This is a genomic window from Pseudarthrobacter sp. NIBRBAC000502770 (genome assembly GCF_006517815.1).
Lineage (GTDB): Bacteria > Actinomycetota > Actinomycetes > Actinomycetales > Micrococcaceae > Arthrobacter > Arthrobacter niigatensis.
The window spans coordinates 2,661,862-2,679,688 of record NZ_CP041198.1 but is presented as its reverse complement, the minus strand read 5'-3'; the positions used below and the strand labels follow the sequence as shown (position 1 = coordinate 2,679,688).

The 17,827-nt window shown below is 67.5% G+C and carries 16 protein-coding genes and 2 tRNA genes; 12 read left to right on the top strand and 6 right to left on the bottom strand.

Annotated elements, in window-relative coordinates; all coding sequences use genetic code 11:
- Positions 1-123: 123 nt before the first annotated feature.
- A complete protein-coding gene (locus tag NIBR502770_RS12875; protein ID WP_141182163.1) occupies positions 124-1,110 on the bottom strand; it encodes a DNA-3-methyladenine glycosylase in 987 nt (328 codons plus the stop codon).
- Positions 1,111-1,264: 154 nt separating this feature from the next.
- On the opposite strand from NIBR502770_RS12875, the gene NIBR502770_RS12870 reads away from it, so the two are divergent.
- Together NIBR502770_RS12870 and NIBR502770_RS12865 are read left to right on the top strand one after the other, a co-directional pair.
- A complete protein-coding gene (locus NIBR502770_RS12870) occupies positions 1,265-1,660 on the top strand; it encodes a VOC family protein (RefSeq protein ID WP_141182162.1) in 396 nt (131 codons plus the stop codon).
- A 33-nt stretch (positions 1,661-1,693) separates the two neighbouring features.
- Positions 1,694-2,071: a DUF1304 family protein gene (locus NIBR502770_RS12865; RefSeq protein WP_141182161.1), complete on the top strand. Its 378-nt coding sequence runs from the start codon at positions 1,694-1,696 to the stop codon at positions 2,069-2,071.
- A gap of 13 nt (positions 2,072-2,084) precedes the next feature.
- On the opposite strand, the gene NIBR502770_RS12860 is transcribed toward NIBR502770_RS12865, so the two are convergent.
- The gene (locus tag NIBR502770_RS12860) at positions 2,085-3,269 is read right to left on the bottom strand and encodes an SLC13 family permease (RefSeq protein WP_141183417.1); all 1,185 of its coding nucleotides are present in this window, start codon (positions 3,267-3,269) and stop codon (positions 2,085-2,087) included.
- 62 nt (positions 3,270-3,331) lie between these two features.
- On the opposite strand from NIBR502770_RS12860, the gene NIBR502770_RS12855 reads away from it, so the two are divergent.
- The 5 genes from NIBR502770_RS12855 to NIBR502770_RS12835 all read left to right on the top strand — a co-directional run bounded on the left by NIBR502770_RS12855 (position 3,332) and on the right by NIBR502770_RS12835 (position 8,616).
- On the top strand, positions 3,332-4,717 hold the full coding sequence (locus tag NIBR502770_RS12855) for a cystathionine beta-synthase (RefSeq protein ID WP_141159698.1): 1,386 nt from the start codon (positions 3,332-3,334) through the stop codon (positions 4,715-4,717).
- Positions 4,718-4,741: 24 nt separating this feature from the next.
- Positions 4,742-5,905, top strand: a complete 1,164-nt coding sequence (locus NIBR502770_RS12850) for a cystathionine gamma-synthase (RefSeq protein WP_141159699.1) — start codon at positions 4,742-4,744, stop codon at positions 5,903-5,905.
- A 65-nt stretch (positions 5,906-5,970) separates the two neighbouring features.
- Complete coding sequence (locus NIBR502770_RS12845) at positions 5,971-6,477, top strand: helix-turn-helix domain-containing protein (protein WP_141182160.1); 507 nt, start codon at positions 5,971-5,973, stop codon at positions 6,475-6,477.
- Positions 6,474-7,820 carry an MFS transporter gene (locus NIBR502770_RS12840; protein ID WP_141182159.1) on the top strand — a complete coding sequence of 449 codons (1,347 nt, stop codon included), beginning with the start codon at positions 6,474-6,476 and terminating at the stop codon, positions 7,818-7,820. Before NIBR502770_RS12845 ends, NIBR502770_RS12840 begins: the two co-directional genes overlap by 4 nt.
- Positions 7,821-7,845: 25 nt before the next feature.
- Complete coding sequence (locus NIBR502770_RS12835; protein WP_141182158.1) at positions 7,846-8,616, top strand: SDR family oxidoreductase; 771 nt, start codon at positions 7,846-7,848, stop codon at positions 8,614-8,616.
- A 22-nt stretch (positions 8,617-8,638) separates the two neighbouring features.
- On the opposite strand, the gene NIBR502770_RS12830 is transcribed toward NIBR502770_RS12835, so the two are convergent.
- Genes NIBR502770_RS12830 through NIBR502770_RS12815 form a run of 4 tightly spaced genes read right to left on the bottom strand, consistent with a single transcriptional unit; the run spans position 8,639 to position 13,119 of the window.
- A complete protein-coding gene (locus NIBR502770_RS12830) occupies positions 8,639-9,814 on the bottom strand; it encodes an acyl-CoA dehydrogenase family protein (protein ID WP_141182157.1) in 1,176 nt (391 codons plus the stop codon).
- Positions 9,811-11,304, bottom strand: coding sequence for an APC family permease (locus tag NIBR502770_RS12825; RefSeq protein ID WP_141159704.1), 1,494 nt, complete (start codon positions 11,302-11,304; stop codon positions 9,811-9,813). The genes NIBR502770_RS12830 and NIBR502770_RS12825 overlap by 4 nt, the downstream gene beginning before the upstream one ends.
- On the bottom strand, positions 11,301-12,512 hold the full coding sequence (locus NIBR502770_RS12820) for a glutathionylspermidine synthase family protein (RefSeq protein WP_141159705.1): 1,212 nt from the start codon (positions 12,510-12,512) through the stop codon (positions 11,301-11,303). The genes NIBR502770_RS12825 and NIBR502770_RS12820 overlap by 4 nt, the downstream gene beginning before the upstream one ends.
- Before the next feature lies 1 nt (position 12,513).
- On the bottom strand, positions 12,514-13,119 hold the full coding sequence (locus tag NIBR502770_RS12815; protein ID WP_141159706.1) for a Tat pathway signal protein: 606 nt from the start codon (positions 13,117-13,119) through the stop codon (positions 12,514-12,516).
- 179 nt (positions 13,120-13,298) lie between these two features.
- On the opposite strand from NIBR502770_RS12815, the gene NIBR502770_RS12810 reads away from it, so the two are divergent.
- The 5 genes from NIBR502770_RS12810 (at position 13,299) to yidC (ending at position 17,819) form a co-directional block, all read left to right on the top strand.
- The gene (locus NIBR502770_RS12810; RefSeq protein WP_141182156.1) at positions 13,299-13,952 is read left to right on the top strand and encodes an MOSC domain-containing protein; all 654 of its coding nucleotides are present in this window, start codon (positions 13,299-13,301) and stop codon (positions 13,950-13,952) included.
- Between the two features lie 408 nt (positions 13,953-14,360).
- Complete coding sequence (locus NIBR502770_RS12805; RefSeq protein WP_141159708.1) at positions 14,361-16,430, top strand: DEAD/DEAH box helicase; 2,070 nt, start codon at positions 14,361-14,363, stop codon at positions 16,428-16,430.
- 301 nt (positions 16,431-16,731) lie between these two features.
- A tRNA-Thr gene (locus NIBR502770_RS12800) sits at positions 16,732-16,803 on the top strand.
- Positions 16,804-16,864: 61 nt separating this feature from the next.
- Positions 16,865-16,938, top strand: a tRNA-Met gene (locus tag NIBR502770_RS12795).
- Positions 16,939-17,030: 92 nt separating this feature from the next.
- A complete protein-coding gene (gene yidC, locus NIBR502770_RS12790) occupies positions 17,031-17,819 on the top strand; it encodes a membrane protein insertase YidC (protein WP_371416460.1) in 789 nt (262 codons plus the stop codon).
- Positions 17,820-17,827 lie beyond the last annotated feature (8 nt).

The window sequence follows — 17,827 nt, the reverse complement described above, 5'->3', positions numbered from 1 at the left end:
TGTTTGCCAGCCTGGTGCCGTCCAACCGGACGGGGATGGCACCCGGCGGGGCGCCCCATACTGGCTCCGTACCCTCTGGCGCGGAGATCAAGCGGTTTCAACCGGCCGGAAGCACCGCGTTATTCAGTGCCCCCGGTGGTCCTGGATGGTCATCCGCGGGCCAAAGGTGGGCTTGCGGAACCCGGTGCTCTGGATCATCCGGACCACGCGCTGCCGGTGTCCCCGCCAAGGCTCCAGCAGCTTGAGCATCCCGGCGTCATCGGTCCTGCGTCCGGTCAGTGCCGCCCCCACATACGCCGCGAGATGGTAGTCACCCACCGAAATGGAGTCCGGGCAGCCGTGGGTGCGCTGGACCACCTCGGCGGCCGTCCAGGCTCCGATGCCCGGAATGACCTGCATCTTTTCCCCCGCCACCAGCGCAGGCAGCACGGCCAGGCGTTCAAGCGCGACGGCGGAGCGCAGCGCACGCATGACAGTGGCCGAACGCTGGGGACCCACCCCTGCCTTGTGCCACTCCCAGCTGGGAACCTGCAGCCACTGCGCCGCCGTCGGCGCCACCACCAGCCCGGCCGGCGTGGACATCCCGGCCCGCGGCGCCGGAGTCCCGTAGCGGTGCACCAGGTAGCGGTAGCCGCGCCGCGCCTCGATGACCGTTACCTTTTGTTCGAGGATGATCGGCACCAGCTGGTCCACCATCCGCCCGCTTGCCGGCAGCCGGACCGCCAGGGCGCGGCGGCGGGCCTCCTGCACCATGCGTGGCAGTGTCGAATGGAAGGCCGGTTCGTCGAAACCCTGCCAGTCGTCGTCGGCACCCAGCAGCCGGGGTGCCGCCTTCACGGCTGCTGCGGCGCCGGGCCCCCACGCCTGGATGTCCACCAGCGGGGTGCCTGCGGCGCCGCCGCCCGCGGAGGCGAGCCGCATGGTCGCCGGGCCGTCCGGCGTCGTAAACGCATTCCAGATAACGTCACCCTGGACGCAGAAGGAGGGATCGCTGTTGCCGCGCAGGAGCGGCCCCAGGGTCCGGGAAAGACTGTAGGGACCATCCGGATACCACCGCAGGGACACGTCCGCCGCGGCTGCCAGCCGGGGAGGTGCCTCTGCGATCGTCATGTCTTCCATCGTCCCACGGACCGCCGACAGTGGCGGGACCATCGGCCCTTCTGCGCTTCCTGGCCCCGGATTAGGATCACCGCGGGTGGCACCCAGGCGTCGGGCGCACCAGGCACCCAATCGACAGAGAACCAGAAGGACACGGAGGGCAACGATGGGCGGAGTAGTGCATTTCGAGATTCCCGCGGACGACCAGATGCGGGCAAGGAAGTTCTACCAGGAGGCCTTGGGCTGGCGGATCGAACCGGTGCCGGGCATGGATTACAGCATGGTCATCACCACGGACATGGACGACGCCGGCCAGTCAACAACGCCAGGGGCCATCAACGGCGGGATGATGGCCCGCGAAGGACAGATCACCAGCCCGGTCATCACCATCGATGTGCCGGATATCGACTCAACACTGAAGTCCGTCGAGGAATCCGGCGGTTCGGTCCTGATACCCAAGAACGAAGTTCCCGGCATGGGCTGCACGGCCTACTTCAAGGATCCCGAGGGCAACGTGTTGGGTCTCTGGGAGAACCTCCCCGGAAACGAGGGCGGCGCATAGCATGCGCCGGCGCCGGGGCAGCAGGACGCGCCCTTGAGTACGGTCATCCAGGTGCTTGCAGTCATCACCGGGATAACCCTTATCACTGTGGGCCTGCTGGAAGCTTTCCGGTACACGGACCAGCGCCTCCATCCCATCTTCCTGATCAGGCCGGAAGATACTTCCGCTGTGCGCCTTTGGACCATCAACGTGGGGTTCTACAACATCGTCTGGGGTTTGTTCGGGATATCCGGGGTGGTCCTCGCCAATGCCGGTCAGGTCACGGTGGGCCGGACCATCGTGGCCATGATGTCCGTTGCCCACGCCATCCTCGGCGTCGTGCTGATCATCAGTGAACCCCGGCTGTGGATCAGCGGCATCGGCCAGGCGTTCCTCCCTGCCGTAATCCTCTGGCTGATGTTCGTGGGATAAGCCGTGCCGTTGCTCAGGGCATCCCGGACACGGCCCACAGTGCCAGCACCGCGAGCGGCACAGTCAGGACCACCGCCACCAGTCCCGCCGCTGCGAACCCGCCCCACCTGATGGGCACGTTCAATACCCGGAGCCGCTCATGCCACAGCAGGGTGGCCAGCGACGCCCACGGCGTCACCAGCGGTCCCAGGTTGACCCCGATCAGCAGTGCAGCGAGCCTGGCGGGCGACCCCGCCACCGGTTCCAGGGCCAGGTAGGCGGGAAGGTTGTTGGCCGCGTTCGCCGCGCCGGCGCCCAGGCCGGCCAGCTGCAGGAGGGCAGGCAGGCTGTCCCCGGTCCCGGCCACACCCGCCAGCAGGGTGGTGAGGCCGTGCGCGTGCAGGGCCTCCATCAGCATGAACAGCCCAACCGTCAGCATCAGCGGCCGCCAGGGCACCATGGACCACCGCAGGGCCGAGGGCCGGCGCCGGAGGAAGACCGCCACCAGGACGGCGGCGGCGGCCAGTGCCGGGTACTGGACCGGCAGTCCGGACACCAGCGCGGGCAGCAGGACCACCAGCGTGATCCCCGCGGCTTTCAGCAGGGTCCGGTCGCGGACAGGACGGGCAGGCTGGGGACCGTAGGTTCCGCGCAGGTCCCGCCGGAACGCCAGCCACAGCAGGGCAAGGGGGACCAGCAGGCCAACCAGTGCCGGAGCCCACACCAGCCCGGCGAAGCGCCAAGGGCTCAGGCCCAGCCGGTCCTGCGCCAGGAGGTTGGTCAGATTGGACACGGGCAGCAGCAGGGAGGCGGTATTGGCCAGCCAGATGCTGGTCAACGCGAACGGCAGCGGCGGGATCCGGGCATGGACGGCCAGCAGGACCACCACGGGTGTGACCAGCACCGCGGTGGTGTCCAGGGACAGGAACACGGTGGCCACCGTGGCCACTGCCACCACCAGCAGCCACAGGGTGAAAACGCGGCCCCTGCCCAGGGCGGCCAAGCGGTCCGTCACCACTCGGAAAAGTCCTGCCTCATCCACCAGTTCGGTCACCATGGACATGGCCAGCACGAAGGCCAGGATGGGAATGGTGCGTCCGGCCAGTTCGCCGAAGGCCGTGAGGGGGAGGGCACCGACGGCGAGGGTGGCCAGGCCTGCCGCCAGGGTTGCGCCGGGCAGCAGGTAGCTGCGGGTGGCTTTCAGCCATGCGAACTGCATCACCGGGCTATCCTCGCATCCCGAGCGGGGAACGGCCTGCAGGAAGCGGTAGCTTTGTATCTATGAAGTACGCCCAGTCCATCCTGGACCTCATCGGCAATACGCCGCTCATCAAACTGAACCACGTGACCGACGGGATCAAAGCCACCGTCCTGGTCAAACTGGAGTACCTGAACCCCGGCGGTTCCATCAAGGACCGCATCGCGGCGCAGATGATCGAGGACGCCGAACGCGAGGGCAAGCTGAAGCCGGGCGGCACGATCGTGGAGCCAACGTCCGGCAACACCGGCGTAGGCCTGGCCCTGGTGGCGCAGCAAAAAGGCTACAAGTGCGTCTTCGTGGTCCCGGACAAGGTAGGCGAGGACAAGCGTGCCGTGCTGCAGGCCTACGGCGCCGAAGTGGTGGTCACGCCCACCTCCGTTCCACCGGACAGCCCGCAAAGCTACTACGGCGTCTCGGACCGGATCACCCGCGAGACCCCGGGCGCCTTCAAACCGGACCAGTTCTCCAACCCCGCCGCGCCCGGCAGCCACTACAAGACCACCGGCCCGGAGATCTGGCGGGACACCGAGGGCAAGGTCACGCACTGCGTCATCGGCGCCGGCACCGGCGGCACCATCACCGGGACCGGCCGGTACCTCAAGGAGGTCTCGGCTGACAGGCCGGAGTCCGACGGCGGGGTGGTCCGGATCATCGGCGCGGACCCGGAAGGTTCTGTCTACTCAGGCGGCACCGGGCGTCCGTACTTCGTGGAGGGCGTCGGGGAGGACATGTGGCCGGCGAATTACGACAAGACCATCCCTGACGACGTCATCGCGGTCTCCGATGCTGACTCGTTTGCCATGACCCGGCGCCTGGCGCGGGAGGAGGGCCTGCTGGTGGGCGGTTCCTCCGGCATGGCCGTGGTAGCCGCACTGCAGGCGGCCAAGGACCTGCCGGAGAGCGCCGTCGTCGTGGTCATCCTGCCCGACTCCGGACGCGGCTACCTGGCCAAGATCTTCAACGACCAGTGGATGCGCTCCTACGGTTTCCTCTCCGGCGGCGAGGAAACCTCCGTGGGGGAGGTCATCAAATCCAAGAACGGCGAACTGCCGGACCTGGTGCACATCCACCCCAACGAGTCGGTGCGCGACGTCATCAACATCATGAACGAGTTCGGCGTCAGCCACATCCCGGTCCTCTCGCAGGAACCGCCCGTGGTCATGGGTGAGGTCCTGGGCGCCGTGGATGAGCGCACCCTGACCGCCAAGCTGTTCCGCGGCGAAGCGAAGCTGACGGACAAGATCTCCGAACACATGGGACCCAAGCTTCCCGTGATCGGCTCACTGGAAACCATCTCCGCGGCACGGGAACTGCTCTCGGACGCGGACACCCTGATGGTCACGTTCGTGGGCGCCCCCGTGGGCATCCTCACCCGGCACGACCTGCTGGCCTACCTCAGCAACTGATCTGCGCTACCCAAAAGGAGCATCATGACTGCCTCTGGAAACCAAGGTTTCAACACCCGCGCCGTCCACGCCGGCCAGGCCTTCGAGCCCCGCACCGGCGCGGTGGTTCCGCCGCTGCACTTCAGTTCCACCTACGCCCAGGACGGCATCGGCGGCCTGCGCAGCGGCTACGAATACGGGCGCGGCGGCAACCCCACGCGGGACGCGCTGCAGGAACAGCTCGCGGCGCTGGAACTGGGCACCCACGCCTACAGCTTCAGTTCCGGGCTCGCCGCGGAGGACGCCCTCATCCGCGCGCTCACCCGCCCCGGCGACCACATTGTGCTGGGCAACGACGCCTACGGCGGCACCTACCGGCTCATCAGCCGGGTGCTGGGGGACTGGGGGATCGGCAACACTCCGGTGGACATGGCCAACCTTGACCGGGTCCGCCATGCGGTGGCCGCGCACAAGACCCGGTTCGTGTGGGTGGAAACGCCGTCCAACCCGCTGATGAAGATCACCGACATTGTGGCGCTCGCCGACATCGCGCACGACGCCGGGGCCCTCCTGGTGGTCGACAACACCTTCGCGTCCCCCTACCTCCAAAACCCGCTCGCCCTCGGTGCCGACGTTGTGGTCCACTCCACCACCAAGTACATCGGCGGCCACTCGGACGTCGTGGGTGGGGCCGTCGTGGTCAAGGACGCGGAACTGGCGGAGAAGATCGGCTTCGTGCAGTTCGCCGTCGGTGCGGTGTCCGGCCCCATGGATGCGTTCCTCACCACCCGCGGCCTGAAGACCCTGGGCGTGCGGATGGACCGGCACAGCGAGAACGGGCAGGCCGTGGCCGAGTGGCTGCTGGAGCGCCCCGAGGTGGAGGCTGTCCTGTACCCGGGCCTGCCGGACCACCCCGGCCACGAGCTCGCCAAAAAGCAGATGCGCAAGTTCGGCGGCATGGTCTCCGTCCAGTTCAAGGGCGGTGAGGCAGCCGCCCGCAAGGTGGCCGAGTCCACCTCCGTCTTCACCCTGGCGGAGTCCCTCGGCGGCATCGAGTCGCTCATGAACTACCCGTCCGAAATGACTCACGCTTCGGTCAAGGGCACGGAACTGGCCGTTCCCGTGAACCTGCTGCGCCTGTCCTGCGGCATTGAGGACAAGGAAGACCTGATCGCGGACCTGGACCAGGCTTTCTCGAACATCCCGTAATCCACCCCCGCGGGATCTCGCGACAGGTATGGCTTTCTTGAAGAAAGTCAGCTAGCGTTCAAGGTATGCCTCTTCGATCCGACTGGTCCCGACGCAACTGCAGCATGGCCCGCGGGCTGGACATCCTGGGTGACCCCTGGTCCATCCTGGTCCTCCGCGAGGTCTTCTTCGGCAACGGGCGCTTCGACGCCATGAAGGGCCGGCTGGAGGTGGCGGACTCGGTGCTCACCAAACGGCTGGCAGGCCTGGTGGAGTCGGGGCTGCTCGAGAAGAAGGCCTACGACGACGGCGGCCGCACCCGCCAGGAGTACGTCCTCACCCCCAAGGGTGAAGACGCGCTGCCGGTCCTGAACGCGGTCACTCTTTGGGCGGAAAAGCACCTGCCCGCACCCTCCGACCAGGCGCACCTGTATGTCATCCATTCAGGCTGCGGCAAAGCCACCAGCTCGGCGGATACCTGCAGCGAATGCGGAGAACGGCTCACCGCGGCGAACACCAGCTGGCACAGCCGCTCCCGGTCCGAACAGCCCATCCGGCTGTCCACCGCCGCAGGGAACGGAACGGCCGCATGAGCGCCCTGCCCGGGGAAACAGCGGACACGGCCTCGCTGCACACCCCGCGGGGACCGCGCCGCCGCCTGCATCCCGCCTGGATCGTCGCCGCCGTCGCATTCATGGCGCTGGTGGGCGCGGCAGGCTTCCGGGCTGCACCCGGCGTCCTCATGGTCCCGCTCCAGCAGGAGTTTGGCTGGTCCACCACGGTCCTGTCCTCTGCGGTCAGCATCAACCTGGTCCTCTTCGGCCTGACCGCCCCGTTCGCGGCCGCCCTGATGGAACGCTTCGGCATCCGGGCGGTGACGGCAACCGCCCTGGTCCTGATCGGCATGGGCAGCGCCCTGACCGTCCTGGTAAACCAGTCCTGGCAGATCCTGCTGACCTGGGGCCTGCTGATCGGGCTCGGTACGGGCTCCATGGCCCTGGTCTTCGCCGCCACCATCGCCAACACGTGGTTCACCAAAAGCCGCGGGCTGGTGATTGGCATCCTCACTGCCGGCAGCGCCGCCGGACAGCTGGTCTTCCTGCCCTTCATCGCCATGCTCGCCCAGGACCCCGGCTGGCGGCAGGCCTCGCTGCTGATCGCCGCCGGCGCCCTGGCCGTGGTCCCGCTGGTGCTGAAGTTCCTCAAGAACTCGCCGGCCGACGTCGGGGTGCTGCCGTATGGAGCTGCGCCGGTGGACGTCGAGGCGAAAGAGGCCGCACCAGTGCCGGACAGCGGCCCCCGCACCAACGCTGCCGTCCGTGCGCTGCAGGTCCTCCGGCGCGCCAGCAAGGTCAGGACCTTCTGGGCCCTCGCGGCGGGGTTCGCCATCTGCGGCGCAACCACCAACGGCCTGATCGGCACCCACTTCATCCCCTCCGCGCACGACCACGGCATGCCCGAAACCACTGCCGCGGGCCTGCTGGCCGTGGTCGGGATTTTCGACATCATCGGGACCATCGCCTCGGGCTGGCTGACGGACCGGTTCAACCCCCGCGTCCTGCTGGCTGTCTACTACCAGTTCCGCGGGATCGGCCTGCTGGTGCTTCCGCTGCTGCTGAATGCCGAGGTCCAGCCCAGCATGATCGTGTTCGTGGTGATCTACGGGCTGGACTGGGTGGCCACCGTCCCACCCACTGCAGCCATCTGCCGCGAAACGTTCGGAGCTGACGGCAGCGTGGTCTTCGGATGGGTCTTTGCAGCGCACCAGCTTGGCGCGGCAGCCGCCGCCGTTGCCGCCGGAGCCCTCCGTGACGCGACCGGGCACTACACCTACGCCTGGTTCGGCGCGGCCGCGATGTGCACCATCGCGGCGGTCATCAGCGCGACCATCCGCCGGCACCACAGCCCGCGGGAAGCGGCGCCCGCCGCGGCCTGAATCGCGGCGCCGCTAGGCTGGTCGGATGGAACCCCTCGCACCGGCCCCTGCCCGCCCCGTTGCCCTGGTCACCGGTGTGGGCCGGCTGGCCGGCATCGGCGCGGGAATTGCCCGCCGGCTTGCGGCGGACGGCTGGGACCTGGTCCTGTCCTACTGGGCCGAGTACGACGCCCGAATGCCGTGGGGGAGCGAACCCGAAGACGTGGTCCGGCTGACCGCGGAGCTGGAAGCCATTGGCGCCAAGGTCCACGTCCTGTCCGCCGACCTCCAGGATCCCGGCGTCCCGGACCGGCTCATGGCCGAGGCCGTTCAGCTGTCCGGACCGCTGCAGGGCCTGGTGCTCAGCCACGCGGAGTCGGTTGACTCCGGCGTGCTGGACACCACCGTGGAGTCCTTCGACCGGCATTTCGCGGTCAACACCCGCGCCAGCTGGCAGCTCATCGCCGCGTTCGCTCGGCAGGCAACGGACGACGGCGGCGCGATCGTTGCGCTGACCAGCGACCACACAGCGTTCAACCTTCCCTACGGAGCCTCGAAGGGGGCGCTGGACAGGATCGTGATTGCTGCCGCCCGCGAGCTGGGTCCGCAGGGGATTTCGGCGAACGTCATCAACCCCGGCCCGGTGGATACCGGCTGGATGACCCCGGAAGTTCGGAAAGAGCTCACGGCGCAGCAGCCGGGCGGCCGTTTGGGCACCCCCGCGGATGTTGCCGGAACCGTGGCTTTCCTGCTTTCACCCGCCGGCCGCTGGGTGTCCGGGCAGCTGGTCAAGGCCGACGGCGGTTTCTCCGCTTGACCACCCCAGTTGGGGCAGGCGATCAGTGGAAGGCGCCCAGGCCCGTGATGTGCCGGCCCAGGACCAGGGTGTGCACCTCGTCGGTACCCTCATAGGTCCGGACCGATTCCAGGTTCGCGGCGTGCCGCAGCGGCGAGTAGTCCGTGGTGATGCCGTTGCCGCCCAGGATGGAGCGGGCGTCGCGGGCGATCCTGATGGCCTCGCGGACGTTGTTCAGCTTGCCCAGCGAGATTTGCTCGGGCCGGATGGTCCCCGCGTCTTTGAGCCGGCCCAGGTGCAGCGCCAGCAGGGTGCCCTTCTGGATCTCCACCAGCATGTCCACCAGCTTCTGCTGCGTGAGCTGGTAGCCTGCCAGCGGCTTGCCGAACTGCAGCCGCCCCAGCGAATATTCCAGCGCCGCCTCGTAGGAATCGCGGGCGGCGCCCATGGCACCCCAGGCGATCCCGTACCTGGCCTCGTTCAGGCAGGTGAACGGGCCGCGCAGCCCCCGTGCACCCGGCAGCAGGGCCTCCGGACCCAGCCGGACGCCGTCGAACACCACATCGCACTGGATGGAGGCGCGCATGGACAGTTTCTGTTGGATGGGCGTGGCTGTGACGCCAGGGGTTCCGGCCGGCACCAGGAAGCCGTGCACGCCGTCGTCCGTCATGGCCCACACCACCATCACGCCGGCCACGGAGGCCAGCCCGATCCAGCGCTTGGTGCCGTTGAGCACCCAGCCGGCGTCGTCCCCGCTGCCATCCTTTGTGGCGTAGGTGGCCATGGAGGCGGGGTCCGAGCCGGCCGTTGGCTCTGTCAGGGCGAAGCAGCCGATCACCTCGCCGGCGGCCATCCGGGGCAGCCACTCCTGCTTCTGCTCCTCGGAGCCCCAGGTGTGGATGGCGGTCATGGCCAGCGAACCCTGGACGGACACGAAGGTGCGGATGCCGGAGTCGCCGGCCTCCAGTTCCATCGCAGCGAGGCCGTACTCGACGGCGGACCGGCCCGGGCAGCCATAGCCCTCCAGGTGCATGCCCAGGACGCCGAGTTCGCCCAGTTCCGTCGCCAGCTCCCGGGGAAAGACGGCTTCCTCATACCAGCGGGCTATATCCGGCTTGATCCGCTGCCGGGTGAAGTCACGGACCTTCTGCCGGAGCTCCAGTTCCTCCGCCGACAGAAGGGAATCGAGGTCCAGGATGTCCGATGATGCGGCGGTCATAGCTTCTCCTCAAAGTAAGCGCGGGTGGCGGGCAGGAACCGGCAGGCGGCGGCCAGGACGACGCCGAGGGCCAGCAGGACCACGCCGCTGACGAAAGCGCCGCCGACGCCGAAGATCCGGGTGTCGCCGTAGGCCGGGTCCCACATCTGGACTGCCGAGATGAAGAACGCGGCGGTCAGCAGCAGCGCCCCGGCCAGGGGAAGGATGCCGCGGAACCAGAGGTTCCGGGCCGAGTCCCGGAGCGTTCCGCGGAAGTACCAGAAGCAGGCGTACCCGGTGAGGGCGTAGTAGAACGCGATGAACAGGCTGATGGCGCTGATGGAGTCGGCCAGCAGGTTCTCGCTCAGGAAGCTCATGGCCACGTAGTAGGCAGCGGCTGCCCCGCCCATCACCTTGGTGGAAAAACCCGGGGTCTGGTTGCGCGGGTGCACCTCGGCGAATTTGGCCGGCAGCGCGCCGTGCACACCCATGGACAGGGTGCCGCGGGCGGTGGGCAGGATGGTGGTCTGCGTGGAGGACAGCACCGATGCCAGCACGGCAACGACGATCAGCCATCCCCACGGCCCCAGCACCACATCCTTCATGGCCAGGAACACGTCGTCCTGGTTGGCCTCGTTGCCCAGACCGATGCCCTCGGACCCCACGGTGGCGTACATCATCACCAGCAGCGCCACCGAAACGTAGATGGCCACCAGCACGAAAGCGGAGATGACCGCGCCACGGCCCGGCGTGGTGGACGGGTCCTCGGTTTCCTCGTTGACCGCCAGGCAGGTGTCCCAGCCCCAATAGATGAACAGGGCAAGGAGGGCGCCGTGCACCACGGCGCCGGGCTCGGCAAAAGCGCCCACCGGGTTGAACCATTCGAAGTCGAAGGCCTGGCCCTCCGGCGCCCCGCCCACGATCCGCATGACGATTGCCAGGGCAAAGATGCCCAGCGCAATGTACTGGACGTACGTCAGGACCCGCTGGACGTGCTCACCCAGCCGGATCCCGCGGTAGTTCACCAGGGTCATCAGCACGATGAAGAGCAGGCCGGTCCCGGTGACCAGCAGTTTGTTTTGTGCCAGGGATCCGTCACCCACCAACAGCCACAGGTACTGGCCTGCCACCTGCGCCAGGTTGGCCAGGACCACGACCCCGGCCAGCGCCACGCCCCAGCCGCCCAGCCAGCCGGCCCAGGGGCCGAAGGCCTGACGGGACCAGGTGAACGTGGTGCCACAGTCCGGGATGGCACTGTTCAGCTCCCTGAAGGCGTAGGCAATGAACAGGACCGGAACGAAGCCCAGCAGGAGGATCAGCGGTGTGTAGTTGCCGTTGACGGCAACGATCAGGCCCAGGGTGGCGGCCAGCGAGTACACCGGGGCGGTGGAGGCCAGCCCCAGCATCACGGAGTCGCCCAGGTCCAGGATCCCTGCCCGCAGCCCCTTGCCCGGGACGGGGGTGCCACCCCCGCCGCCGTGGCTTCCCGCCGTCGTCATGTCCGTGCTCATAGGATGATTCCTGCCTTGGTGGAGCCGGCCACCGCGGAAAGCGGAGCCGGCGCGTCAATGGTGTTGGGGACAAAGCGGCAGAAATAGTCCGTCACCGGCCCGTCCGATTCCCGGATGCCGCAGCCCACGGATTCACCGTCCACCACCCACAGGCCCAGGACGGGGCGGTTGCCGTCGAAGTCAGGGAGCGGGTGGTACTGCTGGTAGCACCAGCCCTCCCGGCCGTACCCGCCAGGCTGCTCCAGCGTGAGGCCCTCAGCGTGGATGCGGATGTTGTCGCCTTCCCGGCCGTGAAGGGGCTTGGCCACCCACTCCTTCAGCGGCCCCGGGTCAGTGAGGTAGGCCGGCAGCAGGTTGGGGTGGTTGGGGTAGAGGTGCCACAGCGCCGCGAGCAGGGCCTTGTTGGAGAGCAGCATCTTCCAGGCCGGTTCCACCCACCGCGGGTTGTGGGCGCGCTCCAGCAGCCGGGGGCCGAACTCCTCCTTCATCATCAGCTCCCAGGGGTACAGCTTGAAGATGGTGCTGATCATGAAGTTGTCCAGGTCCACGAACCGGTTCAGGTTGGGGTCCCATCCAATATCGGACATATTGATGCCGATGGTGGTCCACCCGGCCTGGCTGGCAACGTCGCGCATGTAGGCGGCGGTCATCCAGTCCTCGCCGGACTCCTCCACCTCGGAATGGGCAACGTGCAGGGTGCTCATCCCGGTGCGGTACTGGAATTTCTTCCACTGCCGGATCAGGGCTTCATGGATGCCGTTCCATTGATCCTTCTCCGGATGGACATCCTGCAGCCAGAACCATTGGGCCACGGCGGCTTCGATCAGGCCTGTGGGCGTGTCCGCGTTGTATTCGAGCATCTTGGCCGGGCCGCCCTGGCCGTCGTAGATGAAGTCGAACCGGCCGTAGACGTCCACGTCGCCGGCCTGCAGGGATTCGGCGGCCAGTTCCAGGGCCTGCGGGCCGATGCCTATGCTGCCCATGGCCCCGGTGGCAAGGAACTTGGCGGCCTCCAGGCACATCCGGTGCATTTCCTCGGCGGCGAGCTCCAGGGTTTCCACCTCGTCCATGGTGAACTCGTAGTAGGCCGACTCGTTCCAGTATTCAATCCGGCGCCCGTCATCCATGGTGGTGGAGGAAAAGACCAGGCCCTGCTCTTCGATCTTCTGCTTCCAGCCCTGCCGGGGCTCGCTTGCCAGCCTCTTCACATCAGCCCCCCGAGACCTTTCCACCGCCGCTTGTGCCGCTCTTCGCGCTTGAACCGAACCCGCCGCGGCTGACCGTGCCGCCCTTGCTGCTGTAGCCCGTGGACGCCTTGGCGCCGCTGGGGATGGTACGGGAGTAGCCGGGTGAGGTGGACCTGTTCTGGCCGATTGCCGGAACGCTGGCCCCGCGGGAGTAGAAGTACCAGGCGTAAAGGCCGCCACCGCGGCCTGCGGAACTGTCACAGCTGTTGTCCGCCACGCGCTCGCCGGTTTCTTCGTTGAAGCAGACCTGGGCGTAGTCGGGGTCGTCTTCGTTGCTGGCAACCACCGCCGTGATGGTGCCGGCCAGCAGAGCGGTCACGCCCAGGCCCACCACCACGGTGCGCCGCTGGGAGCGCTTCTTGCGCGCTGCCGCCTGGTTGAGCTGCTTCTCCCGCTCGCGCGCGAACGGATCCACGGGGGTGACGGGTTCGTTGAGGAGTTCGGGACGCAGGTCCGGCTTGGGTACCTGCCAGGGCGGTGGCTTGGCGGTGCTGCCGGTGTCACTGCTGCCGTTGCCCGCCGGCCCGTTTTCCGGTTCCTCGTTTGGGCCTTTCTGGTCCGAGTCCACGGCGTCCCCCCTCAATTGGTCGCACGGTTTGGGCGCAGCACTGCACCCCCAAATGCAAGTCTCGAATCAGCGTAGTCCCTGCAGGAACAGCCTGCGAGCGGAATTACCCGCGGCTGCGGGGGAGACCTGCCCATTGCCGGCGCGTGGGGCCCTGTGCTGGAAATCCCTAGACTGGTCCCATGGAATCCGGTTCTGTCCTTGCCGTCTGCCGCGTCCACCAGCTCCTGCGGGATGGGGGCAGCGTGGGCGTCACGGCCATCGACAAGCGCCCGGTAAATGGTCCGGTCAAGGTACACAAGCTGGGGCTGCGCGGCGATATCCAGGCCAACAGGGCCCACCACGGCGGGGAGGACCAGGCCGTCTACGCCTACTCACAGGCCGACGCCGACTACTGGGCCGACGCCCTGGGGCGGGAGCTGCCCGCGGGCTTCTTCGGCGAGAACCTGCGGATCTCCGGCATCGAGGCCACCCACGCGGTCATCGGGGAGCGCTGGACGGTGGGCGCCGGCGTCGAACTTGAGGTGACGTCTCCACGCACGCCCTGCGCCACTTTCCAGCGGCGGATGAAGGAACCCCAGTGGGTGAAGCGCTTCACCGACGAAGGACGGGTGGGAACATACCTGCGTGTCCTCCGCACCGGCAGCATCCAGGCCGGCGACACCATCGAGCGCACGTTCGTCCCGCGCCATGGGGTCACCATTGGCAAGTGGTTCAGTGAGCCGGACGCGGACCTCATTGCGGTCCTTCGCGGGGCAGAGGCCGACGGCGAGATCCGGCTCCAGGACGAATACCACACCAAGTTCGAGGTGCTGTTGCGGCGGCTGGGACGGTGACACCCGCCCGCCGTCGCTGCTGTGCGGCGGGCTGTGTGCGCAAGCTCACCCGCCGTCGTCGGCCGTTCAATTTCCGGTCCGCGGCGTCCGTGCCCTACACTGGAAACATCCCCCATTCCGGAAATCCCTTTTTCCTGCCCAATTCTTGAGGCAGGACTGGCAAGTGTTGGGGCCCGCGCAAGCGATGCGGGCATTTTCATAGGGAGAGCCGGCTAAAGAAAACGCTGTACAGACTGCTGGGATAGCAGCCAAGAGATGCAGCGCGAAGTCCTGCCATGGGATTGCGAAAGCGCCGGACTTCTGTGACCGGCCGGTCAACGTTTGCCCGGCACCATCGGCACGTGTACTGCGGCTCCGCTCACCTCGGGTAGTGCCGCCTGGCCCCCTATGGATGAGGAATAAATCCCTATGCCCGAAAACCAGAACGAAACCACCGCTGTTATCGAGGACGCCCCCGTGGCTGCCGCCGAGGCTCCCGTAACCGCTCCCGCCGCTGAAGCCCCTGCTGCTGAGGCTCCCGCTGCTGAGGCGCCTGCCACGGCCGCCCCTGCCGCGGACGAAGACGAAAACACCGTCAAGTTCGCCGACCTCGGCATCGACGGCCGAGTCCTGGCCGCCCTGCAGGACGTCGGGTACGAGAAGCCGTCCCCCATCCAGGCCGCCACCATCCCGCTGCTGCTTGAAGGCCGCGACGTGGTGGGCCTGGCCCAGACCGGCACCGGTAAGACTGCAGCATTCGCAGTACCGGCACTGTCCCGCCTGGCCGAGCTCCACGACCTCAACGGCCCCTCCCGCAAGACCCAGGCCCTGGTCCTGGCCCCCACCCGCGAGCTGGCGCTGCAGGTTGCCGAGGCCTTCACCTCCTACGCCAAGCACATTGACGACTTCACCGTCCTGCCGGTCTACGGCGGCTCCGCCTACGGGCCCCAGCTGGCGGGCCTTCGCCGCGGCGCCCAGGTGGTTGTGGGTACCCCCGGCCGCGTGATCGACCACATCTCCAAGGGTTCCCTGGACCTGTCCGAACTCCAGTACCTGGTGCTGGACGAGGCTGACGAGATGCTGCGGATGGGCTTCGCCGAAGACGTGGAGCAGATCTTCCAGCAGACCCCGGAGGACCGCCAGGTGGCGCTGTTCTCGGCCACCATGCCGGGCCAGATCCGCCGGATGTCCAAGCAGTACCTCAACAATCCGGCTGAGGTCCAGGTCAAGTCCAAGACCACCACCGGAGCCAACACCCGGCAGCGGTACCTACAGATCATGGGCCCGCAGAAGCTGGACGCGCTGACCCGCATCCTTGAGGTGGAAGACTTCGACGGCGTCATCGCTTTCGTGCGGACCAAGATGGCCACCGAGGACCTGGCTGACAAGCTGAAGTCCCGCGGATTCCAGGCTGCCGCCATCAACGGCGACATCCCGCAGCAGCAGCGCGAGCGCACCGTTGACGCGCTGAAGGAAGGCCGGATCGACATCCTGGTGGCCACCGACGTCGCCGCCCGTGGCCTTGACGTCGAGCGGATCAGCCACGTCATCAACTACGACATCCCGCATGACACCGAGTCCTATGTGCACCGCATCGGCCGCACGGGCCGTGCCGGCCGTTCCGGCGAGGCGATCCTGTTCATGACGCCACGGGAGAAGTACCTGCTGCGTTCCATCGAAAAGGCCACCCGCCAGCCGGTGGAACAGATGCACCTGCCCACGGCCGAGACCGTGAATACGCTGCGCCTGGGCAAGTTCGCCGAGCGCATCACCGAGACCCTCGCCTCCGAGGACGTCGCGGCGTTCCGCGACCTCATCGCCTCCTACGAGGAAGAGCACAACGTCCCGGCAGCGGAGATCGCTGCGGCCCTTGCCGTCATGGCGCAGGGCGGCCAGCCGCTGCTGGTCAAGGAACTGCCCGCCGCTCCAGAATTCCAGAAGCGCGAACGCTCCAAGGACGGCTTCGGCTCACGTGGGCCGACCCGTGCGCTGACCGAGGGCAACGCCACCTACCGCATCGCAGTGGGCCGCCGCCAGCGCGTCATGCCCGGCTCGATCGTGGGCGCCATCGCCAACGAGGGTGGCATCTCCTCCGCACAGATCGGCGGCATCGACATCCGCTCGGACCACTCCCTGGTGGAGCTGCCCGCGGACCTGAGCCAGGAACAGCTGCGCGCGCTGTCCCGCACCCGGATCGGCGGCGAGCTGATCCACCTCGAGCTGGACAACGGCCGCAAGCCCTCCGGCGACCGCGGCGCCTACCAGGGCAACCGCGGCGGCAATTTCAAGGGCAACGGCGGCTTCAAGAAGGAGTTCCGCAAAAACGACGGCGAGCGGTCCTCGGCTGACCGTGGCGGCCGTTCCTACAGCGAGCGTTCCTTCAGCGACCGCGGCCAGGCCGGGGACTCCCGCTTCGGCGGCCACGGCGACGGTTCCCGCAAGCCCCGCAGCGGCGGCGACAGCGGACACCGTGACTTCAACCGCAAGGGCAAGTGGTAAACACTTCCGCGCGTTGAGCAAATGACGACGACGATGGGCCGGCTTTCGAGCCGGCCCATCGGCATTTAACCCGAAGCCAGGATGTGGGGCTGGACACATTCCGGTCCCGGCATAGAGGGAAGGGGCCTCTCAAAGGTCCATCCCGGCGTCGGCAGCTGTGCCCTCACGGCCCCGCCAGCCCCGGAATTCCGGGGAAAGTGCCGCTTTGGAGGTCCCGGCAACGGGTGCCATTCCAGGCGCGCGGAGGGCCTGAATGCCGATTTGTTGGTGCGGAAATCTTCGGGTAGAGTATTTACTCGTTGCCCCCCTAGCTCAGTGGTAGAGCGCGTTCTTGGTAAGAACGAGGTCACCGGATCGATTCCGGTGGGGGGCTCTGAATGAGGGCCTGCGTCAAGGCGGTTTTGACCGGCTTGACGCAGGTTTTTCTCATTCGTGGCGGTGTAGCTCAGTTGGTTAGAGCGCACGACTCATAATCGTGAGGTCGGGAGATCGAGCCTCCCCACCGCTACCGGGCAGGCCCCCGGAATCCTTGAGATTCCGGGGGTTTTCCTGTTTCCCGCATTTGCAGTAGCTTGGCAGCAACTGCGGATGGGGGATTCGGTGGACGTTTTTGCGGCGGTCATGGAGCCGTTCCGATGGATAGTTTCGGTCGTCATGGCGGGGTTCCACGACTGGCTGGGTGCGGCGGGGATGCCGCCGGGGGACGGCTGGACCTGGACGTTGTCCATCGTCGGGCTGGTGCTGGTGATCCGGGCGGTGTTGATTCCCGTGTTCCTGGCGCAGGTCCGGGCCCAGCGCCGGATGCGGCTCCTGCAGCCGGAGCTGCAGGAGCTCCAGGAGCGGTTCAAGGGCCGGACGGACCCGGTGTCGCGGCAGGCCATGGCGCAGGAACAGATGGCCCTGTACAAGAAGCACGGCACCAACCCGTTCTCTGCCTGCCTCCCGCTGCTGATCCAGGCGCCGTTCTTCCTGGCCCTCTTCCAGGTTCTGTCCGGACTCTCCGGCGCCTCGCCGCGGGGCGAAGGCATCGGAGCCCTGGACCACGGGCAGGTGGTCCAGTTCGCGTCCGCCGGCATTTTCGGGGCGCCCCTCTCGGCGTCCCTCCTGCATGGGGGCGGTGACCCCGCCGCCGTGGCCGTCCTCGCCGTCGCCATGATCCTGGTGATGATCACCTGCCAGTTCCTCACGCAGAAACTCGTGGCGGCACGGACCTTGGCGGGGCAGGACACGGATAGCCCGTTGATGCGCCAGCAGCGGATTCTCCTCTACCTGCTCCCGCTGGTTTTCGGTGTGGGCGGGATCTTCTTCCCTATCGGCGTCCTGGTCTACTGGACGGTCTCCAACCTCTGGACGCTGGCCCAGCAGTTCCTGGTGTCGCGCCGACCGTGATTGGCGGG

Excerpts from the sequence above, each read along its gene's own strand:
- NIBR502770_RS12830 (WP_141182157.1), bottom strand. The coding sequence starts at position 9,814 with ATGACCGCCGCATCATCGGACATCCTGGACCTCGATTCCCTTCTGTCG.
- NIBR502770_RS12825 (WP_141159704.1), bottom strand. The coding sequence starts at position 11,304 with ATGAGCACGGACATGACGACGGCGGGAAGCCACGGCGGCGGGGGTGGC.
- NIBR502770_RS12850 (WP_141159699.1), top strand. The coding sequence starts at position 4,742 with ATGACTGCCTCTGGAAACCAAGGTTTCAACACCCGCGCCGTCCACGCC.
- NIBR502770_RS12875 (WP_141182163.1), bottom strand. The coding sequence starts at position 1,110 with ATGACGATCGCAGAGGCACCTCCCCGGCTGGCAGCCGCGGCGGACGTG.
- NIBR502770_RS12860 (WP_141183417.1), bottom strand. The coding sequence starts at position 3,269 with ATGCAGTTCGCATGGCTGAAAGCCACCCGCAGCTACCTGCTGCCCGGC.
- NIBR502770_RS12835 (WP_141182158.1), top strand. The coding sequence starts at position 7,846 with ATGGAACCCCTCGCACCGGCCCCTGCCCGCCCCGTTGCCCTGGTCACC.
- NIBR502770_RS12845 (WP_141182160.1), top strand. The coding sequence starts at position 5,971 with ATGCCTCTTCGATCCGACTGGTCCCGACGCAACTGCAGCATGGCCCGC.
- NIBR502770_RS12840 (WP_141182159.1), top strand. The coding sequence starts at position 6,474 with ATGAGCGCCCTGCCCGGGGAAACAGCGGACACGGCCTCGCTGCACACC.
- NIBR502770_RS12805 (WP_141159708.1), top strand. The coding sequence starts at position 14,361 with ATGCCCGAAAACCAGAACGAAACCACCGCTGTTATCGAGGACGCCCCC.
- NIBR502770_RS12870 (WP_141182162.1), top strand. The coding sequence starts at position 1,265 with ATGGGCGGAGTAGTGCATTTCGAGATTCCCGCGGACGACCAGATGCGG.
- NIBR502770_RS12810 (WP_141182156.1), top strand. The coding sequence starts at position 13,299 with ATGGAATCCGGTTCTGTCCTTGCCGTCTGCCGCGTCCACCAGCTCCTG.
- NIBR502770_RS12855 (WP_141159698.1), top strand. The coding sequence starts at position 3,332 with ATGAAGTACGCCCAGTCCATCCTGGACCTCATCGGCAATACGCCGCTC.